General features: G+C 65.4%; 13 protein-coding genes. 8 read left to right on the top strand and 5 right to left on the bottom strand.

Features of this window, described 5'->3' with window-relative positions; translation table 11 throughout:
- The first annotated feature begins 99 nt into the window (after positions 1-99).
- Positions 100-1335, top strand: a complete 1236-nt coding sequence (locus ACFC0O_RS14510; protein WP_375957716.1) for a TetR/AcrR family transcriptional regulator — start codon at positions 100-102, stop codon at positions 1333-1335.
- 36 nt (positions 1336-1371) lie between these two features.
- On the opposite strand, the gene ACFC0O_RS14505 is transcribed toward ACFC0O_RS14510, so the two are convergent.
- Positions 1372-2334, bottom strand: a complete 963-nt coding sequence (locus ACFC0O_RS14505; RefSeq protein WP_375957713.1) for a LysR family transcriptional regulator — start codon at positions 2332-2334, stop codon at positions 1372-1374.
- A 206-nt stretch (positions 2335-2540) separates the two neighbouring features.
- On the opposite strand from ACFC0O_RS14505, the gene ACFC0O_RS14500 reads away from it, so the two are divergent.
- From ACFC0O_RS14500 to ACFC0O_RS14490, 3 genes are read left to right on the top strand one after another with little or no spacing between them, the layout of a single operon-like run.
- Positions 2541-3224 carry a succinate dehydrogenase cytochrome b subunit gene (locus ACFC0O_RS14500; protein ID WP_364648649.1) on the top strand — a complete coding sequence of 228 codons (684 nt, stop codon included), beginning with the start codon at positions 2541-2543 and terminating at the stop codon, positions 3222-3224.
- Between the two features lie 2 nt (positions 3225-3226).
- A complete protein-coding gene (locus ACFC0O_RS14495) occupies positions 3227-5161 on the top strand; it encodes a fumarate reductase/succinate dehydrogenase flavoprotein subunit (RefSeq protein ID WP_375957711.1) in 1935 nt (644 codons plus the stop codon).
- Between the two features lie 14 nt (positions 5162-5175).
- Complete coding sequence (locus tag ACFC0O_RS14490; protein ID WP_375957708.1) at positions 5176-5919, top strand: succinate dehydrogenase/fumarate reductase iron-sulfur subunit; 744 nt, start codon at positions 5176-5178, stop codon at positions 5917-5919.
- A 30-nt stretch (positions 5920-5949) separates the two neighbouring features.
- Here the strand turns inward: ACFC0O_RS14490 and ACFC0O_RS14485 are convergent, their stop codons facing one another.
- Positions 5950-6873, bottom strand: a complete 924-nt coding sequence (locus ACFC0O_RS14485) for a formylglycine-generating enzyme family protein (RefSeq protein ID WP_375957706.1) — start codon at positions 6871-6873, stop codon at positions 5950-5952.
- A 157-nt stretch (positions 6874-7030) separates the two neighbouring features.
- Positions 7031-8119 carry a hypothetical protein gene (locus ACFC0O_RS14480; RefSeq protein WP_375957703.1) on the bottom strand — a complete coding sequence of 363 codons (1089 nt, stop codon included), beginning with the start codon at positions 8117-8119 and terminating at the stop codon, positions 7031-7033.
- Between the two features lie 108 nt (positions 8120-8227).
- Here ACFC0O_RS14480 and ACFC0O_RS14475 point away from each other — a divergent pair, with 108 nt between their 5' ends.
- Positions 8228-8845, top strand: coding sequence for a TetR/AcrR family transcriptional regulator (locus ACFC0O_RS14475; protein WP_375957700.1), 618 nt, complete (start codon positions 8228-8230; stop codon positions 8843-8845).
- A gap of 86 nt (positions 8846-8931) precedes the next feature.
- Entirely contained in the window at positions 8932-9243 is a 312-nt protein-coding gene (locus ACFC0O_RS14470) for a hypothetical protein (protein WP_364648190.1), read from the top strand.
- Positions 9244-9284: 41 nt separating this feature from the next.
- Here the strand turns inward: ACFC0O_RS14470 and ACFC0O_RS14465 are convergent, their stop codons facing one another.
- Entirely contained in the window at positions 9285-10238 is a 954-nt protein-coding gene (locus tag ACFC0O_RS14465; protein ID WP_375957698.1) for an endonuclease/exonuclease/phosphatase family protein, read from the bottom strand.
- A 112-nt stretch (positions 10239-10350) separates the two neighbouring features.
- Here ACFC0O_RS14465 and ACFC0O_RS14460 point away from each other — a divergent pair, with 112 nt between their 5' ends.
- Both ACFC0O_RS14460 and ACFC0O_RS14455 read left to right on the top strand, forming a co-directional pair.
- Positions 10351-10833: a hypothetical protein gene (locus ACFC0O_RS14460; protein WP_375957695.1), complete on the top strand. Its 483-nt coding sequence runs from the start codon at positions 10351-10353 to the stop codon at positions 10831-10833.
- Between the two features lie 74 nt (positions 10834-10907).
- Entirely contained in the window at positions 10908-13193 is a 2286-nt protein-coding gene (locus tag ACFC0O_RS14455; RefSeq protein ID WP_375957692.1) for an MMPL family transporter, read from the top strand.
- Here ACFC0O_RS14455 and ACFC0O_RS14450 read toward each other — a convergent pair.
- A complete protein-coding gene (locus tag ACFC0O_RS14450) occupies positions 13130-13663 on the bottom strand; it encodes a sporulation protein (protein WP_375957690.1) in 534 nt (177 codons plus the stop codon). The genes ACFC0O_RS14455 and ACFC0O_RS14450 overlap by 64 nt on opposite strands.
- Positions 13664-13678 lie beyond the last annotated feature (15 nt).

Here is a 13678-nt window from a genome sequence, read left to right as displayed (position 1 = left end):
CAAGTGCCATTTGCTACACATATGTGAGTTTTCATTCAAATCCAGCCTGTTCCCGATAGAACGCCGAACAGCGCTGTTCGCTGCCGTAACATCGCGTCCATGTCAGCCGGTGCCAACCGAAAAGATCATGGGGCCGCGGCCGCCTCCGGACAGCCGCGCCCGGTGCGCCGCCGGCCCAAGAACCGGCGCGCGATGATCGCCGCCACCTCCGCCGAGGCGTTCAGCATGCTCGGCTATCACGGGGTGAGCATGGAGGAGATCGCCTCCCAGCTCGATATCAGTTCCACCGCGCTGTACCGGCACTACCCGAGTAAATACGCGCTCTTCCGCGAGGAGATGCTGCGCCTGAGCTCGGTATGCCTGCAGGCCGTCGCGCTGCCCGCCGGCGATTCGGATCTGCCGCCCGACGATCGGGTGCGCGTGATGATCGATTCGCTCATCGCGGCCTCGATCGCCCATCGCCGCAGCGCGGCACTGCTGCGCTGGCAGGGGCGCTATCTCACCGCCGAGGACCGCCGCGAGCTCGGTGCGGAACTGGCTGCCGCCGATCGGGGTATGCGGGCGTTGCTGGCCGAACTCCGCCCGGAGCTGAGCGAGGACTCCAATGCCGTTCTTTCGCAGTCGCTTTACAGCATCATCACCAGCATCGGCGATCATCATGTGACGCTTCCGGTGAAAGCCCTGAACCGCCGATTACACGCGGCGTGCGTGGCTGTGTCACACGGTGATCTACCCGGACCCGTACCGGTGCCCGAGCCCGAACCGGCGCCGGACCCTAGCACGCTTTTCACTCCGGATCTGTTGCTGCGCAAGTCAATCGAGTTATTCCACGAACGCGGTTACCCGAATGTGAGCGTCGAGGATATCGCCGAGGCGTCGGGCCTGCCCGCCCCGTCGGCGGTGTACCGGTACTACCGTAGCAAGGGCGATATCCTGACCGCTGCCTTCCGCCGCGCGGCCAAACTGGTTTCCGACGCGGTCGGCCCCGCCGTCGCGGCTTCCACCTCCCCCGAACAGGCCCTGACCACCCTGATCGAGCAGTACGTGGCGGGCTCGTTCAAGGAACGGGAGCTGACCTTCGTCTATTACGCGGAGATCGGCAATGTCGAACCCACCGAGCGCACGCTGCTGCGAAATGTGCAGCGGCTCAACGTGGAAGAGTGGGCGCGGCTGCTGGTCGCCGCGCGTCCCGAGCTCACCGCCGCCGAGGCGCGGCTGCTGGTGCATTCCGCGCTGGCGCTTGTGGTCGATCTGGGCCGCCGGTTCGGGTCGGCGCATCCGGCGTGCGCGCAGGTGCACGTCGCCTATCTCATGCGCACGGTCCTGTTCGGCTAGCGCTCGCCTCGTACGAGCCGATTCCCTTCGCGCACTTCATAATCGACCGGCCGAGAGCAGCGATTCGACGCCGGTCGGCAGGGTGCCCTCAGCTGCCGCGTCGATGAGGAAGCCTTCCAGCGTCGCGCGGAACGCGGTCGCGGCGTGCGTGGGGACGACATCCTTGCGATGCGCGAGCGCGACCGTTCGGTGCAGGCTCTGCCCACTTGTATTGTCGTGCAACGACAATGGGGTCCCGCGCAGACCGGGCCGCCCCGCCAGCACGGTACTGGGCACAACCGCCACCCCGAGACCCACCTCGACAAACCGCAGGACCGCGTCCATCTCCCCGCCCTCGACCGCGAAACGCGGTTCGAATCCGGCTTGGCGGCATGCCGCGATGGTGGCCTCACGCAGGTCGTAGCCCTGGCGGAACATCACCAGTGGCCGGTCTTTCAGGTCCGTTATCCGCATGCGAGACCGAGCGGGCAGCGAATCATCGCCCGCCTGCGAGGCCACCACCAGGTTGTCCCGCAGGATCGGGCTGGTGACCAGCGGAGTGTCCTCGGCCAGTGGCAGGATCACCAAGGCGAGATCGAGGTCGCCCTTGGTCAGATCCCGTACCAGGTCGCGAGCTCCGCTCTCCTCCACAATGAGTCGAATACCGGGATAGGCGTCGTGGAAGCGGCGCAGAATATCGGCCAGCAGTCCCGAGCAGAGTGATGGCGTGGCTCCCAGCCGGACCCGCCCGCGCCGCAATCCCGCGAGCTCCTGCACCTCGAGTCGTGCGGTATCCACATCGGCCAGAATGCGATTCGCCAATGGCAGCAGCGCCTCACCGGCCGGGGTCAGCGTGATATTGCCTCTGGCACGGCTGAACAGCGGTGCGCCCAGCTCGAGTTCGAGCACCCGGATCTGCTTGGACAGCGACGGCTGCGCGACGCCCAGCACCTCGGCCGCCCGAGTGAAATGCCTGGTCTGCGCCACCGCCAGGAAATACGACAATTGCTGCAACTGCACACTCGATAGCCTAGGACTACCGACTTCGGGTTTTCGATTCCAAGAGATAAGGATCATGCGACGCGTGTGAAAGCCCTCACGCCAATTTCCGCTACAGCGCGTAGTAATTGGCGTCGCAGCTTGGTTCATAGACTGCGGCCATGGAGATCAGAGCGGCGCGGACTTGGACCGCCTGAACTGCCCGGACGTACTTTTCGCTGGTGGCTATGGCAATACCGGCGCTCTACCGCTCGACGGTGGGCAAGAAGGCCGTAATGGCGGTGACGGGCGGCATTCTCGTGCTGTTCCTGATCGCCCACATGGCGGGGAATCTCAAAGTCTTTCTGGGGGCATCGGATTTCAATCATTACGCGGAATGGCTGCGCACGGTGGGCGAGCCACTGCTGCCGCACCGGTGGCTGCTCTCGGCCATGGAGGTCATGCTCGCCGCGAGTGTGATCCTGCATATGTGGTCGGCGGTCAGCCTCGCACGCACCGCTCGGCAGGCGCGGCCGGTCAAGTACGCGGCCAAGAAGAAGTCACATGCCAGCGGATACGCGGTGCACACCATGCGGTACGGCGGGGTGATCATCGTGTTGTTCCTGATCTGGCATCTGCTGGATCTGACCGCGGGCGCGGTGAATCCCGAGGGTGCTGATGCGACACCGTTCGCCAAGGTCGTCGCGGATTTCGAGCCGTCTCGGTGGTACATCACGGCGTTCTATGTCTCGGCGGTGATCCTGGTCGGCCTGCATCTGCGGCACGGAATCCGCAGTGCGTTCCAGACATTGGGGCTGGCGAGCAGTCGCAGCTACGCCGCATACGACCGGTTGGCCGCAGCGCTGTCGCTACTGCTGGTCGCGGGGTTTCTGGCGGTTCCGATCGCCGTCACGTTCGGATGGGTGAGGTAATCATGAGCGAGTTCTACGACATCGGCCCGGCGATCACCGACGGCGCCGTCCCGGCCGGTCCGATCGAGAATCGTTGGACCACACGTAAATTCGAGGCCAAGCTGGTCAATCCCGCGAACAAGCGGAAGAAGACGGTGATCATCATCGGCACCGGTCTCGCCGGTGGTTCGGCCGGTGCCACGCTCGGCGAACAGGGCTACCGCGTCATTCAGTTCTGCTTCCAGGACTCCCCGCGGCGCGCGCATTCCATTGCGGCGCAAGGCGGTATCAACGCGGCGAAGAACTATCGCAATGACGGCGACAGCGTGCACCGCCTGTTCTACGACACGGTCAAGGGCGGGGATTACCGGTCCCGGGAAGCGAATGTGCACCGGCTCGCGGAGATCTCCACGCAGATCATCGATCAGTGTGTGGCACAGGGGGTTCCGTTTGCGCGAGAGTACGGCGGGCTGCTGGACAACCGATCCTTCGGCGGCACACAGGTTTCGCGCACGTTCTACGCGCGCGGGCAGACCGGACAGCAGTTGCTGCTGGGCGCGTATCAGGCGCTGCTGCGGCAGGTCGAGCTCGGCACGGTGGAATTGCATGCGCGGCACGAGATGCTGGATCTGATCATGGCCGACGGGGTGGCGCGCGGGGTGGTGGTGCGGGACCTGATCAGCGGAGAGATCAAGTCCTACACCGCCGATGCGGTCGTGCTGGCCTCGGGCGGCTACAGCAATGTGTATTTCCTGTCGACCAATGCGATGGGCTCGAATGTGACCGCGAGCTGGCGGGCGCATAAGCACGGGGCGTATTTCGCGAATCCCTGCTTCACCCAGATCCATCCGACCTGCATTCCGGTGTCGGGCGATCATCAATCCAAGCTGACCCTGATGTCGGAGTCGCTGCGCAACGACGGCCGGGTGTGGGTACCGGTGCGAGCCGGGGATCAACGCACACCCGGTGATATCCCCGAGGCTGAGCGTGATTACTACCTGGAGCGGATCTATCCGGCGTTCGGCAATCTGGTGCCACGCGATATCGCCTCGCGGGCGGCGAAGAACGTCTGTGATGAGGGGCGCGGGGTCGGGCCGGGCGGACTCGGGGTCTACCTCGACTTCGCCGATGCGATCGAGCGGCTCGGGCTGGAGGCGGTAAAAGCCAAGTACGGCAACCTCTTCACGATGTACGAGCGGATCACGGGTGAGAATCCGTATGAGATGCCCATGCGGATCTACCCGGCGGTGCATTACACGATGGGCGGGCTCTGGGTCGATTACGACCTGCGCTCGAATATCCCGGGACTGTTCGTGATCGGTGAGGCCAACTTCTCCGATCACGGGGCGAATCGGCTCGGCGCGTCCGCGCTCATGCAGGGGTTGGCCGATGGGTATTTCGTGCTGCCGACCGCGATCGGGGACTATCTCGCGCGCGGGCCCGTCGGGGAGGTCGACGAGGCGGCTATCAGCAAGGCCGAGAACAGGGTTCGCGCGATGGTCGACACGCTGCTCTCGATCAAGGGTGATCGCACGGTCGACTCCTTTCACCGCGAGCTCGGGCACATCATGTGGGAGCACTGCGGTATGGAGCGGACCGAGGAGGGTCTGCGCAAGGCGCTCGGACTCATTCCCGCGCTGCGGGCGGAGTTCTGGCAGCGGGTCAATGTCCCAGGTTCGGGCGATGACCTCAACCAATCACTCGAACGCGCGGGGCGAGTCGCCGACTTCCTGGAATTGGCCGAACTCATGGTGATCGACGCACTGCATCGCACCGAATCCGCGGGCGGGCACTTCCGCGCCGAATCCCAGACCGAGGACGGTGAAGCTCGCCGCGATGACGAGCGATTCTCCTATGTCGCGGCATGGGAATGGGGCGGCGACAACGCACCGCCGACCCTGCACCGCGAGGCACTCGAATTCGACTACGTGCACCCGACCACCCGCTCCTACAAGTAGACAGGACCAGCCACATGAAGCTGACATTGCGCATCTGGCGGCAACGCGGCCCCCGCGACAAGGGCCGCCTGGTCGACTACCCGGTCGAAATCTCCTCCGACGCTTCATTTCTGGAGACCTTGGACGTGCTCAACGAGCACCTCACCGCCGAGGGCGAGGAACCCATAGTCTTCGACCACGATTGCCGCGAAGGCATCTGCGGCATGTGCTCGCTCGTCATCGACGGCACCCCGCACGGCCCTGAAAAAGCAACCACCACATGCCAACTCCACATGCGTAAGTTCTCCGACGGCGAGACCATCACGGTGGAACCCTGGCGCGCCAAGGCTTTTCCGGTCGTCAAGGACCTGGTCGTGGACCGCTCGGCCTTCGACAAGATCATCGAAGCAGGCGGTTACATCACCGCCCCCACCGGCACCGCCCCCGAAGCCCACGCCGTACCGGTCCCGAAACCGGACGCCGACTATGCATTTCAGGCCGCGGAGTGCATCGGCTGCGGTGCGTGCGTGGCGGCCTGTCCCAACGGTTCGGGCATGTTGTTCACCGCGGCCAAGATCACTCACCTCGGTCTACTCCCCCAAGGCCAGCCCGAACGCTACTCCCGCGTGGTCGACATGCTCGAAACCCACGACGACCTGGGCTTCGGCGGCTGCACCAACACCGGCGAATGCACCCTCGCCTGCCCGAAGGAAATCCCCCAGGACGTCATCGGCCGCCTCAACAAGGATCTGCTCCGAGCAACCTTGAAGGGCCGCTGACACCACTGCCGCGCGGTGACTCGGCCCGAGCTATTGCCGCACCACACAACGGAATCCGAGGTGCCCGGTCGCGGTGTCCTCGGTTTGCCCCTGGCGGGCAGCGGGACGATAGCGCAGACAGTAATTGGGCGCGCACAGATAGGAGCCGCCCTTGACGACTCGACGCGGGAAGCGTTCACCGGGTTCGACGATCGCGGCCGGATGCCGTGGGGCGCAGCACGCGGAAGTGGGATTGTGCGCGGCGAACAGATCGGTCGTCCACTCCCAGACATTGCCGGTCATATCGAACAGGCGATAACCGTTGGGCGGGTATGTGCCGACAGCGGTGGTACCGGGTTGGTCGGACTGCCCCCGGCCGGGCAGGAACTGCCAGGGGAATTCGCCGATCCAGGTGTTCGCCATACGCCGGGATTTGGGCGCGAAGTCGTCTCCCCAACTGTAGACGGCGTTGTCGAGTCCACCGCGGGCGGCGAATTCCCATTCGGCTTCGGTGGGAAGCGCTTTCCCGGCCCATGCGGCATAGGCGGTCGCGTCCTCGAAACTGACCTGGGTGACCGGATGCCGCTCGCGGCCATCGAGTGTGCTGCCCGGACCTCGAGGATGTCGCCAATCGGCACCCGGCACATACGCCCACCACCGCCGCCAGTCGTTCAGATCGACCGGCCCGCTGGCGCGCTGGAAGACCAGCGCGCCCGGCACCAGTTCCGCCGGATCCGCACCGGCAAAGTCAGCGGGATCCAACGGACGTTCAGCCACCGTGCGATAGCCGGTGTCCTTGACGAAACGGCGGAACTCGGCATTGGTGACCGGGTGGGTATCGATCCAGAACGCATCAACGCGCTTTCGATGAACGGGCCGCTCCTCCGGAAAGAACTCGTCCGAGCCCATATCAAATTCGCCACCGGGCACCTCGACCATATTGCGGAGTACCTGACGGGCAACACTGTTCGTCATCGCATCCCTTCGGTGGCACAGGCACTCGCCCCTTCGATGGCACCAGAACAACCTACGTCGCCCTGACCACGCCTCGCGGACACCACCGCCGGGTGTCGCCCCCACACCCCGACTCAGTCCCCCGTTTTGTCATCGACTCCATTCAGCCATGCTGCCGTTAGATCGCAGCGGTCCTGGCTGGGCGGGGTGAGGCCGTACGCGGGAGGGGTTCGGTGGAGGGGGTGGGTTCCGGGTTTCTCGTGGTGACGCGAATTCCGGCCGTATTCAGTTGGGGGTGTAGGGAATTCAGGGTGAGGAGTTCTTCGGGGTTGAAGCAGCCGGGTGGGGAGGTTTGCAGGAGGGTGTTGCCGAAGATCAGGGCGGCTTGGGCGGCGTGTTGGTAGCCGCCTGCGCATTCGACTGTGCGGATGTCGAGGGGTGTGCCCTGTCGGCTGGTTGCGATCCAGTGCAGGATCGGTTCGGTGGTGGGGTGGGGCGGGATGGAGTGTCGTCCGAGGTGGAAGGGGGCTTCGGGGATGTCCGGGAGGAGGCCGAGGGGGTTGAGGGCGATTACCAGGCGATGTAGGTGGGGGCGGTCGAGGTAGGCGTAGGTGCGGATGGTGCGGCCGCCCGCGGTGTCCAGGAGCCAGGCTCGGTCTCGTTCGGCGAAGCCGAAGCATTTCTTTGTGCCTATCGGGTTCGGGAGGGTGACCGTGCGGGTGTCGTGGCGGGGGGAGCGTTTGTTGTAGACGCCGTGCTGGCCGATGGTGGTGAGGTTCTCGTGTACGAAGTGCACGGCTGCCCGGCCGGCCATACCGCTCGCCGGTAGGCACATCACGAAGTCGATGGTGTCCGACTCCGGGTGGCGCGCAAGCATATCGGCGATGACCAGGTTGGTCACCCCCGGCGCCAATCCTGCGTTGAGGAGCACCGTGCCGCGAGAAGTGCTCTGGGCGGCCCGAATTCGGAGTCTGCGGGCCGAGTTCACCGGGACCGTGGCCATATTGAGAATGCGGTGACCGTGTTCGAGGGCCCATTGTTCGGCGCGCAGGTCCTCGTCGGCGACCGTATTGACGGTGAGGTCGGCGCGCGCGAGGGCCGGGCCGATGGTTTCGGGTCGGGACACGTCGACGGAGACCGAATCCGGGTCGCCTCGGTATCTGCGCGTCCCACGCAGCACGTGCCATCCGGCGCGGGCGTATGCGGCGGTGACGGTGGAGCCCAGGACTCCGTCAGCGCCGATCACCAGCACAGTTCGACTGTTCATCGCGTTTCCCCTATCCCTCGGGTCCGGAGGGCTCCGGACCGTCTCCACGCCGGTGACCGACTGTAAGTCGCAGACCGACTCCGAGTCTGTTCAGTATGATTACCAACCGTGAGTGAGGTCAAGGGCGGCAGCCGCCGCGATATGTACGCCGCGCTGACCAGGACCGCGATCCTCGACGCGGCCCGCAAGCTCTTCGTGGAGCGCGGATTCGACACGACCTCGGTCGATGACATCGCGCGCGAATCCCAGCTGAGCAAGGGCGCGGTCTATCACCACTTCCAGGACAAACAACAGGTCTTCGCCGAGGTGTATCTCGAGGCCGAGCGGATCGTCATGCTCGAGGTCGCCAAGGCCGCCGCCGCGCCCGACCTCTCCCCCTGGGATCGAGCCGAGGCCGCCGCGCAGCAGGCGATCTCCTGCTATGCCGCCGATCCGGACACCCGCGCACTGTTGCGGCAGGCCACCAGCGTGCTCGGCTCCGAGCGCACCCGCGAGCTGGACGCCACCGTCGCCATGCCGTTGATCGAGGGCATGCTGGCCGAACTCTCCCGGGTCGGCGAATTGCGTCCGGTGAATACCGATGTCGCCGCGCAGCTGGTCTTCCGGCTATTGGCCGAGGCGTCGATGACGGTGGCCCTGGCCGAACATCCCGAACAGCTCACCGAGGACGTCGAACTCGTCACGTTCACCATGCTCAGGGGATTGCGCGCACAACCGAAGTCCTAGTTTGTGATTCGGACATTTCCATTGATACCGTTCGGCCGATCGGCGACACTATTGCCGAATCAGGCTGGAACGGAAGGACATACGCTTTGAACAGGGTCATCACCCTCGCCCTGGCCGGTATCGCGCTCACCGGTTTCGCCGCCGGCGCCGCGCAGGCCCGCACCATCGACGGCGGGACCTTCCCGACCCGCGCGGCCTGCGAGTACGCCGGCAAGACGCAGGTGCGCGGCGAGGTTCTCGGCTTCCGGTGCAGCGCCACGTCACCGAATTCGTCGACCGGGGATTACTACTACGCGCTCTACCTGGAAACCCGAGATGCCAACCGCCCCTGCCAGACCGGCGGCACCGGTTCGGCGGCGGCCTCGTCCGAAGCGTTCTGCCTGTTCCAGCGCCGCTGAGCTGACATCCCGAAAACCTCACTTCCGCAACGGAAGTGAGGTTACGGGTGGTCGAGGCGAATCCGCGCGACCAGTGAACGATGGTCCGCGCCCGGCAGATTCACCGTCTCGACGGCGACCGCGCTCCCCCGCGCGATGAGAATATGGTCGATCCCGACCAGCGCCGGGAATCGTTTATCGGTGGGATAGGTGACCAGGTGTCCCGCGCCCGCCTGTTCTGTGGCATCGCTGAAACGCTCCGACAGCAGCGCGCGGAACTGCGCGTGATCGTAGGTCGCGTTGAAGTCACCGGCCGCGATCACCGGCCGATCCGCAGGCGCCTGCGCGAGAATCGCACGCAGCCTGGACAATTCGTCCGCCCACACCCGAGTCCCGTAGACCGGCGGCACCGGATGGAACGCGTAGATCGACACCGGCCCCGCGCCAGGGATAGTCGCGGTCGCCGAGAGCTGATTCAGCACGAACCCGTCGTACTCGACGGTGTCCGACAGTGGATATCGACTCCAGATACCGGTCCCGGTCGCGGTCCTACCGGGCGAGATGTACCGGTACGGCAATACCTCGTCGAGCCCGGCCCGACCCAGTCCCGCCACCGCGGCCGGTGTGAGCTCATTGACGGTGAGCACAGCGACGTTTCGCGACCGAACCCGCTCGACGACCGCAGCTGGATCGGCGCCGTCGAATAGCAGGTTCGATTGCATCACCATCACCTCGGGCCCATTCGCCCCGCCTGAATTCCCGAGGTACAGCGGGGCCTGCGTCCACACCGCACCGGCCACGACGACACCTGCCAGGCCCGCGCCGATCCAGCGTCGCGTGGCCGCGAATGCCACGGTTCCCACCAGCGCGGCACCCATCAGATACGGCGCACCCGACGCCGCCAAAACCAGGACCTCTGCCTCTGACCGGCTGAAATGCAGCCCGATTCCGGCAACTCCCGTCAGCGTCGCGGCCCATCCGACTACGCCCGCGCTGATCCCCACCCACTTCGACACCACCGCACCAGACAATCACACGCGGACGTGACCGACTATTGACATGTGAGCGACTCGAAGTATGGTTCAGACTCAGAGTATGTGAATTATTCGATCGCGCTGAGGAAAACCCATGCGACCTGCGTCCACCGCTCTTCCACTCCTGGCCTGCGCCACCGTGCTTCTCACCGGTTGCGGGGGTCAGGACAACACACCGGCGAAGGCAACCGTTACCACCGCCGTCGACTGCACCCAGCACGGCAAATACCCCCGGTCCCCCACCGTCGACCTGCTCAATGGCCTGTTGACCAAGGGCCTGGACCCGAACATCCCCACTGCCGACAAGGTCGACCTGATTCAAGGCGCGGCCGGAGATCCCGGACTCTTCAACCGCATGCTGCCAGCACTACAGCAGGCGAACTTCTCGGTCGTCATCGACAACGTCACCGACTACTGCAACGGCACCGCCAATGCCGATGCCACGCTGAGCTTTTCGGGCCAGACCAGCCCCGCCCAGGTGCCGATCGTCGCCGAAGACGGTCGCTGGAAACTCGAACGCACCTGGGCGTGCGGCCTGGCGGCCAGCCTGCAGCAGACCTCGCCAATCTGCACCTGATCTGCCCGGCGGCGGATTCCGCTGCCCCGCAACGATATACAACAGCTGACCTCACGGGGAAGAGGGCACGACACATGTTCCTGACACGATTGGCCGATATCGCACGGCGATCACCACGCCGCATCGTCGCCGCGGCAGTGCTGTTCCTGGTACTCGCCGGTGTGTACGCCGCACCCGCCACCTGGAAACTGGCGGCCGGAGGCTTCTTCAATGAACCAGGGGCCGAATCAACCAGGGCCGAGCAGGTTTTGGAGGGGATCTTCTCGGCCGGCGGCGAACCGATCGTTCTGGCGGTGAGCAGCGACGCGGGTGCGGACAGCCCCGCGGCAGCCGCTCGCGGCAACGCGATTCTCACCGCATTGCGAGCCTCATCCTATGTCCGGCAACCGATTTCGTATTGGACGACACCCACTCAACTGAGCGGATCATTGCTGAGCCAAGACCACCGCACGGCCCTGGTCGCCGCTCAAATCATCGGCGATGACGTGGACGCACCCGTGCGCGCCCGCGAGTTGGTCGAACCCCTGCTCGGTACCCGAGACGGCGTGACCGTCACCGCGGGTGGGCAGGCCATGGTTTTCAGCCAAATGCAGAAGCAGACCCACAGTGACCTGCTGCTGCTCGAAACCATCGCGATACCGCTGACTTTCCTTGCCCTGGTGTGGATTTTCGGCAGCGCGGTGGCGTCTGTCATCCCGTTGCTGGTGGCGTTCTTCGCCATCGCCGGAACTACCGCGACGCTGTGGGCGCTGCACTGGTTCACCGGCGTCTCGAGTTTCGCCATCAACGTCGCCACCGCATGCGGGCTCGCGATGGCGGTGGATTACACGCTGCTCATGGTCAGCCGATATCGCGAGGAGATCGGAACCGGCAGATCACCGCACCGGGCATTGTCGATCACCATGCAGACCGCCGGACGCACCGTGACCTTCTCGGCGCTGATCATGGGGTCGGTGTTCCTGGTGTTGACGGTGTTCCCGCAATACATGTTGCGGTCCATGGGGTTCGGCGGCGCGATCGCGATCGGATTCGCGCTGATCGGCGCGCTGCTGATCGCACCCGCGCTACTCGTGCTGCTGGGCTCCCGGCTGGACGCCTTCGACCTGCGCACGCCGGTGCGCCGATGGTTGCGCAGGCCGCCAACCAGATTCGTGCCTCCGGAGCAGCGGTTCTGGTATCGCGCAGCACATTTCGCAACGCGGCGGCCGATCGCGGTGGTTCTCGTCATCGGTGGTGTGCTGACGGTGATGGCCGCACCGCTGGCGGGCATCACACTGGGATTCCCTGATGACCGCGCGCTGCAACCCTCGACGTCCGTGCGGCAGACCGGCGATATGTTGCGCGCGGACTTCCCGCAGCAGAATCTCGCCGGACAGGTCGTCATTGTGATCCCCGACGGCATCACCGCACCGGGCGATGTCACGCGATATGCCGCCGCACTATCCGATGTCGACGGCGTGATCACGGTCGCGAGCCCCAACGGTATTTACGCCCAGGGGCGTTCGATCGGACCCGCGACGCTCGGCGCCGCGCTCAAAGGTCATGCGGCTTATCTGACCGTCTCCACCAACCGAGACCCGTTCAGCGACAGCGGAAAACGCCAACTCGCCGAATTGAAGCGGGTCACCCCGCCCGCGCCGACTCTGTTCACCGGACTCGCTCAGCGCGATATCGACAACACGCGCGGGGTCACCAGCAAGATCCCCGTGGTGTTGCTCCTGGTCGCGGTGATCACCCTGATCCTGATGTTCGCCATGACCGGCAGTGTCGTCCTGCCGATCAAAGCCTTTCTGCTGAACCTGCTTTCGCTCGGCGCGGGACTCGGCGCGCTGGTGTGGATCTTCCAGGACGGGCACCTGGGCGCATTGGGCACGACCGCCACCGGCGCGGTCAACCCGATCAACCCGCCGTTCCTGGCCTGCGTCGCCTACGCATTGGCCGTGGACTACGAACTGTTCGTACTCGCCCGCATCAGAGAGGAATGGCTCGCCTCGCCACGCACCGCCGCCGATAACGAACGCTCGGTGGCGCTCGGCATGGCTCATACCGGCCGACTGGTCACGGCGGCGGCGACAATCATGATCATCGTCTTCGCCGCCATGTGCGCGGGCCAGGTCTCGTTCATGCGCGCGTTGGGTTTCGGCCTGGCCATCGGGGTTCTCGTCGACGCCTTCCTGATTCGTACCCTCCTGGTCCCGGCCTTCATGACCCTGCTCGGCCGCGCCAATTGGTGGGCGCCGCGTCCCCTGGCCCGCTGGCAACGTCGATTCGGTCTCGGTGAATCGACCGCGACGGCTCAGTCGGCGGCCAATTCGGCTGCCACGACGGCGGCGACCTCGTCCTCATCCGCCTCGGTGTGATCGAGGTAGAAACCACCGCTTCGCTTGCCGCCGTCCGTGCGGGCCTGCCACGTCACCTCGACTCCGTCCTCGCCGGTGAGGAAGCTGATCTCCACTGCGGTCAGCGCGGGCAACCGCGCTGACTCGGCGAACTCGATCACCTGGTGAAATGGCAGGTCCTGCTGCATACCCCGCAGCCAGCCCGGCTCGATCCGCGTAGCTCTGACGTCGAAACCCAAGCCGGACAACGATGCCAGGACCGCCGCTTGAGCCGGTACCGGATCGACCCGGACCGCCCGCTGGGCGCCGCGGGAGTGCCCGTCGATCTCGATACCCGCATCGACCAGCGCCCCGGCATTGCCGGGGCCGACGGACAGCGGGGCCTCGAACGGCACCGCCAGCGCGAACTCCCACTCGCGCGCCGTATTCGGCACCAAGTATTGGAAGGCAAGGACCAGTTCGTCAGCGGGTTGGTCGCCGGTCCCCTGCATCAGCAATCGTGCGAC

It is taken from the genome of Nocardia sp. NPDC056100, from assembly GCF_042266325.1.
In the GTDB taxonomy this organism is placed as follows: domain Bacteria; phylum Actinomycetota; class Actinomycetes; order Mycobacteriales; family Mycobacteriaceae; genus Nocardia.
This window is presented reverse-complemented; position numbering and strand designations above follow the sequence as displayed.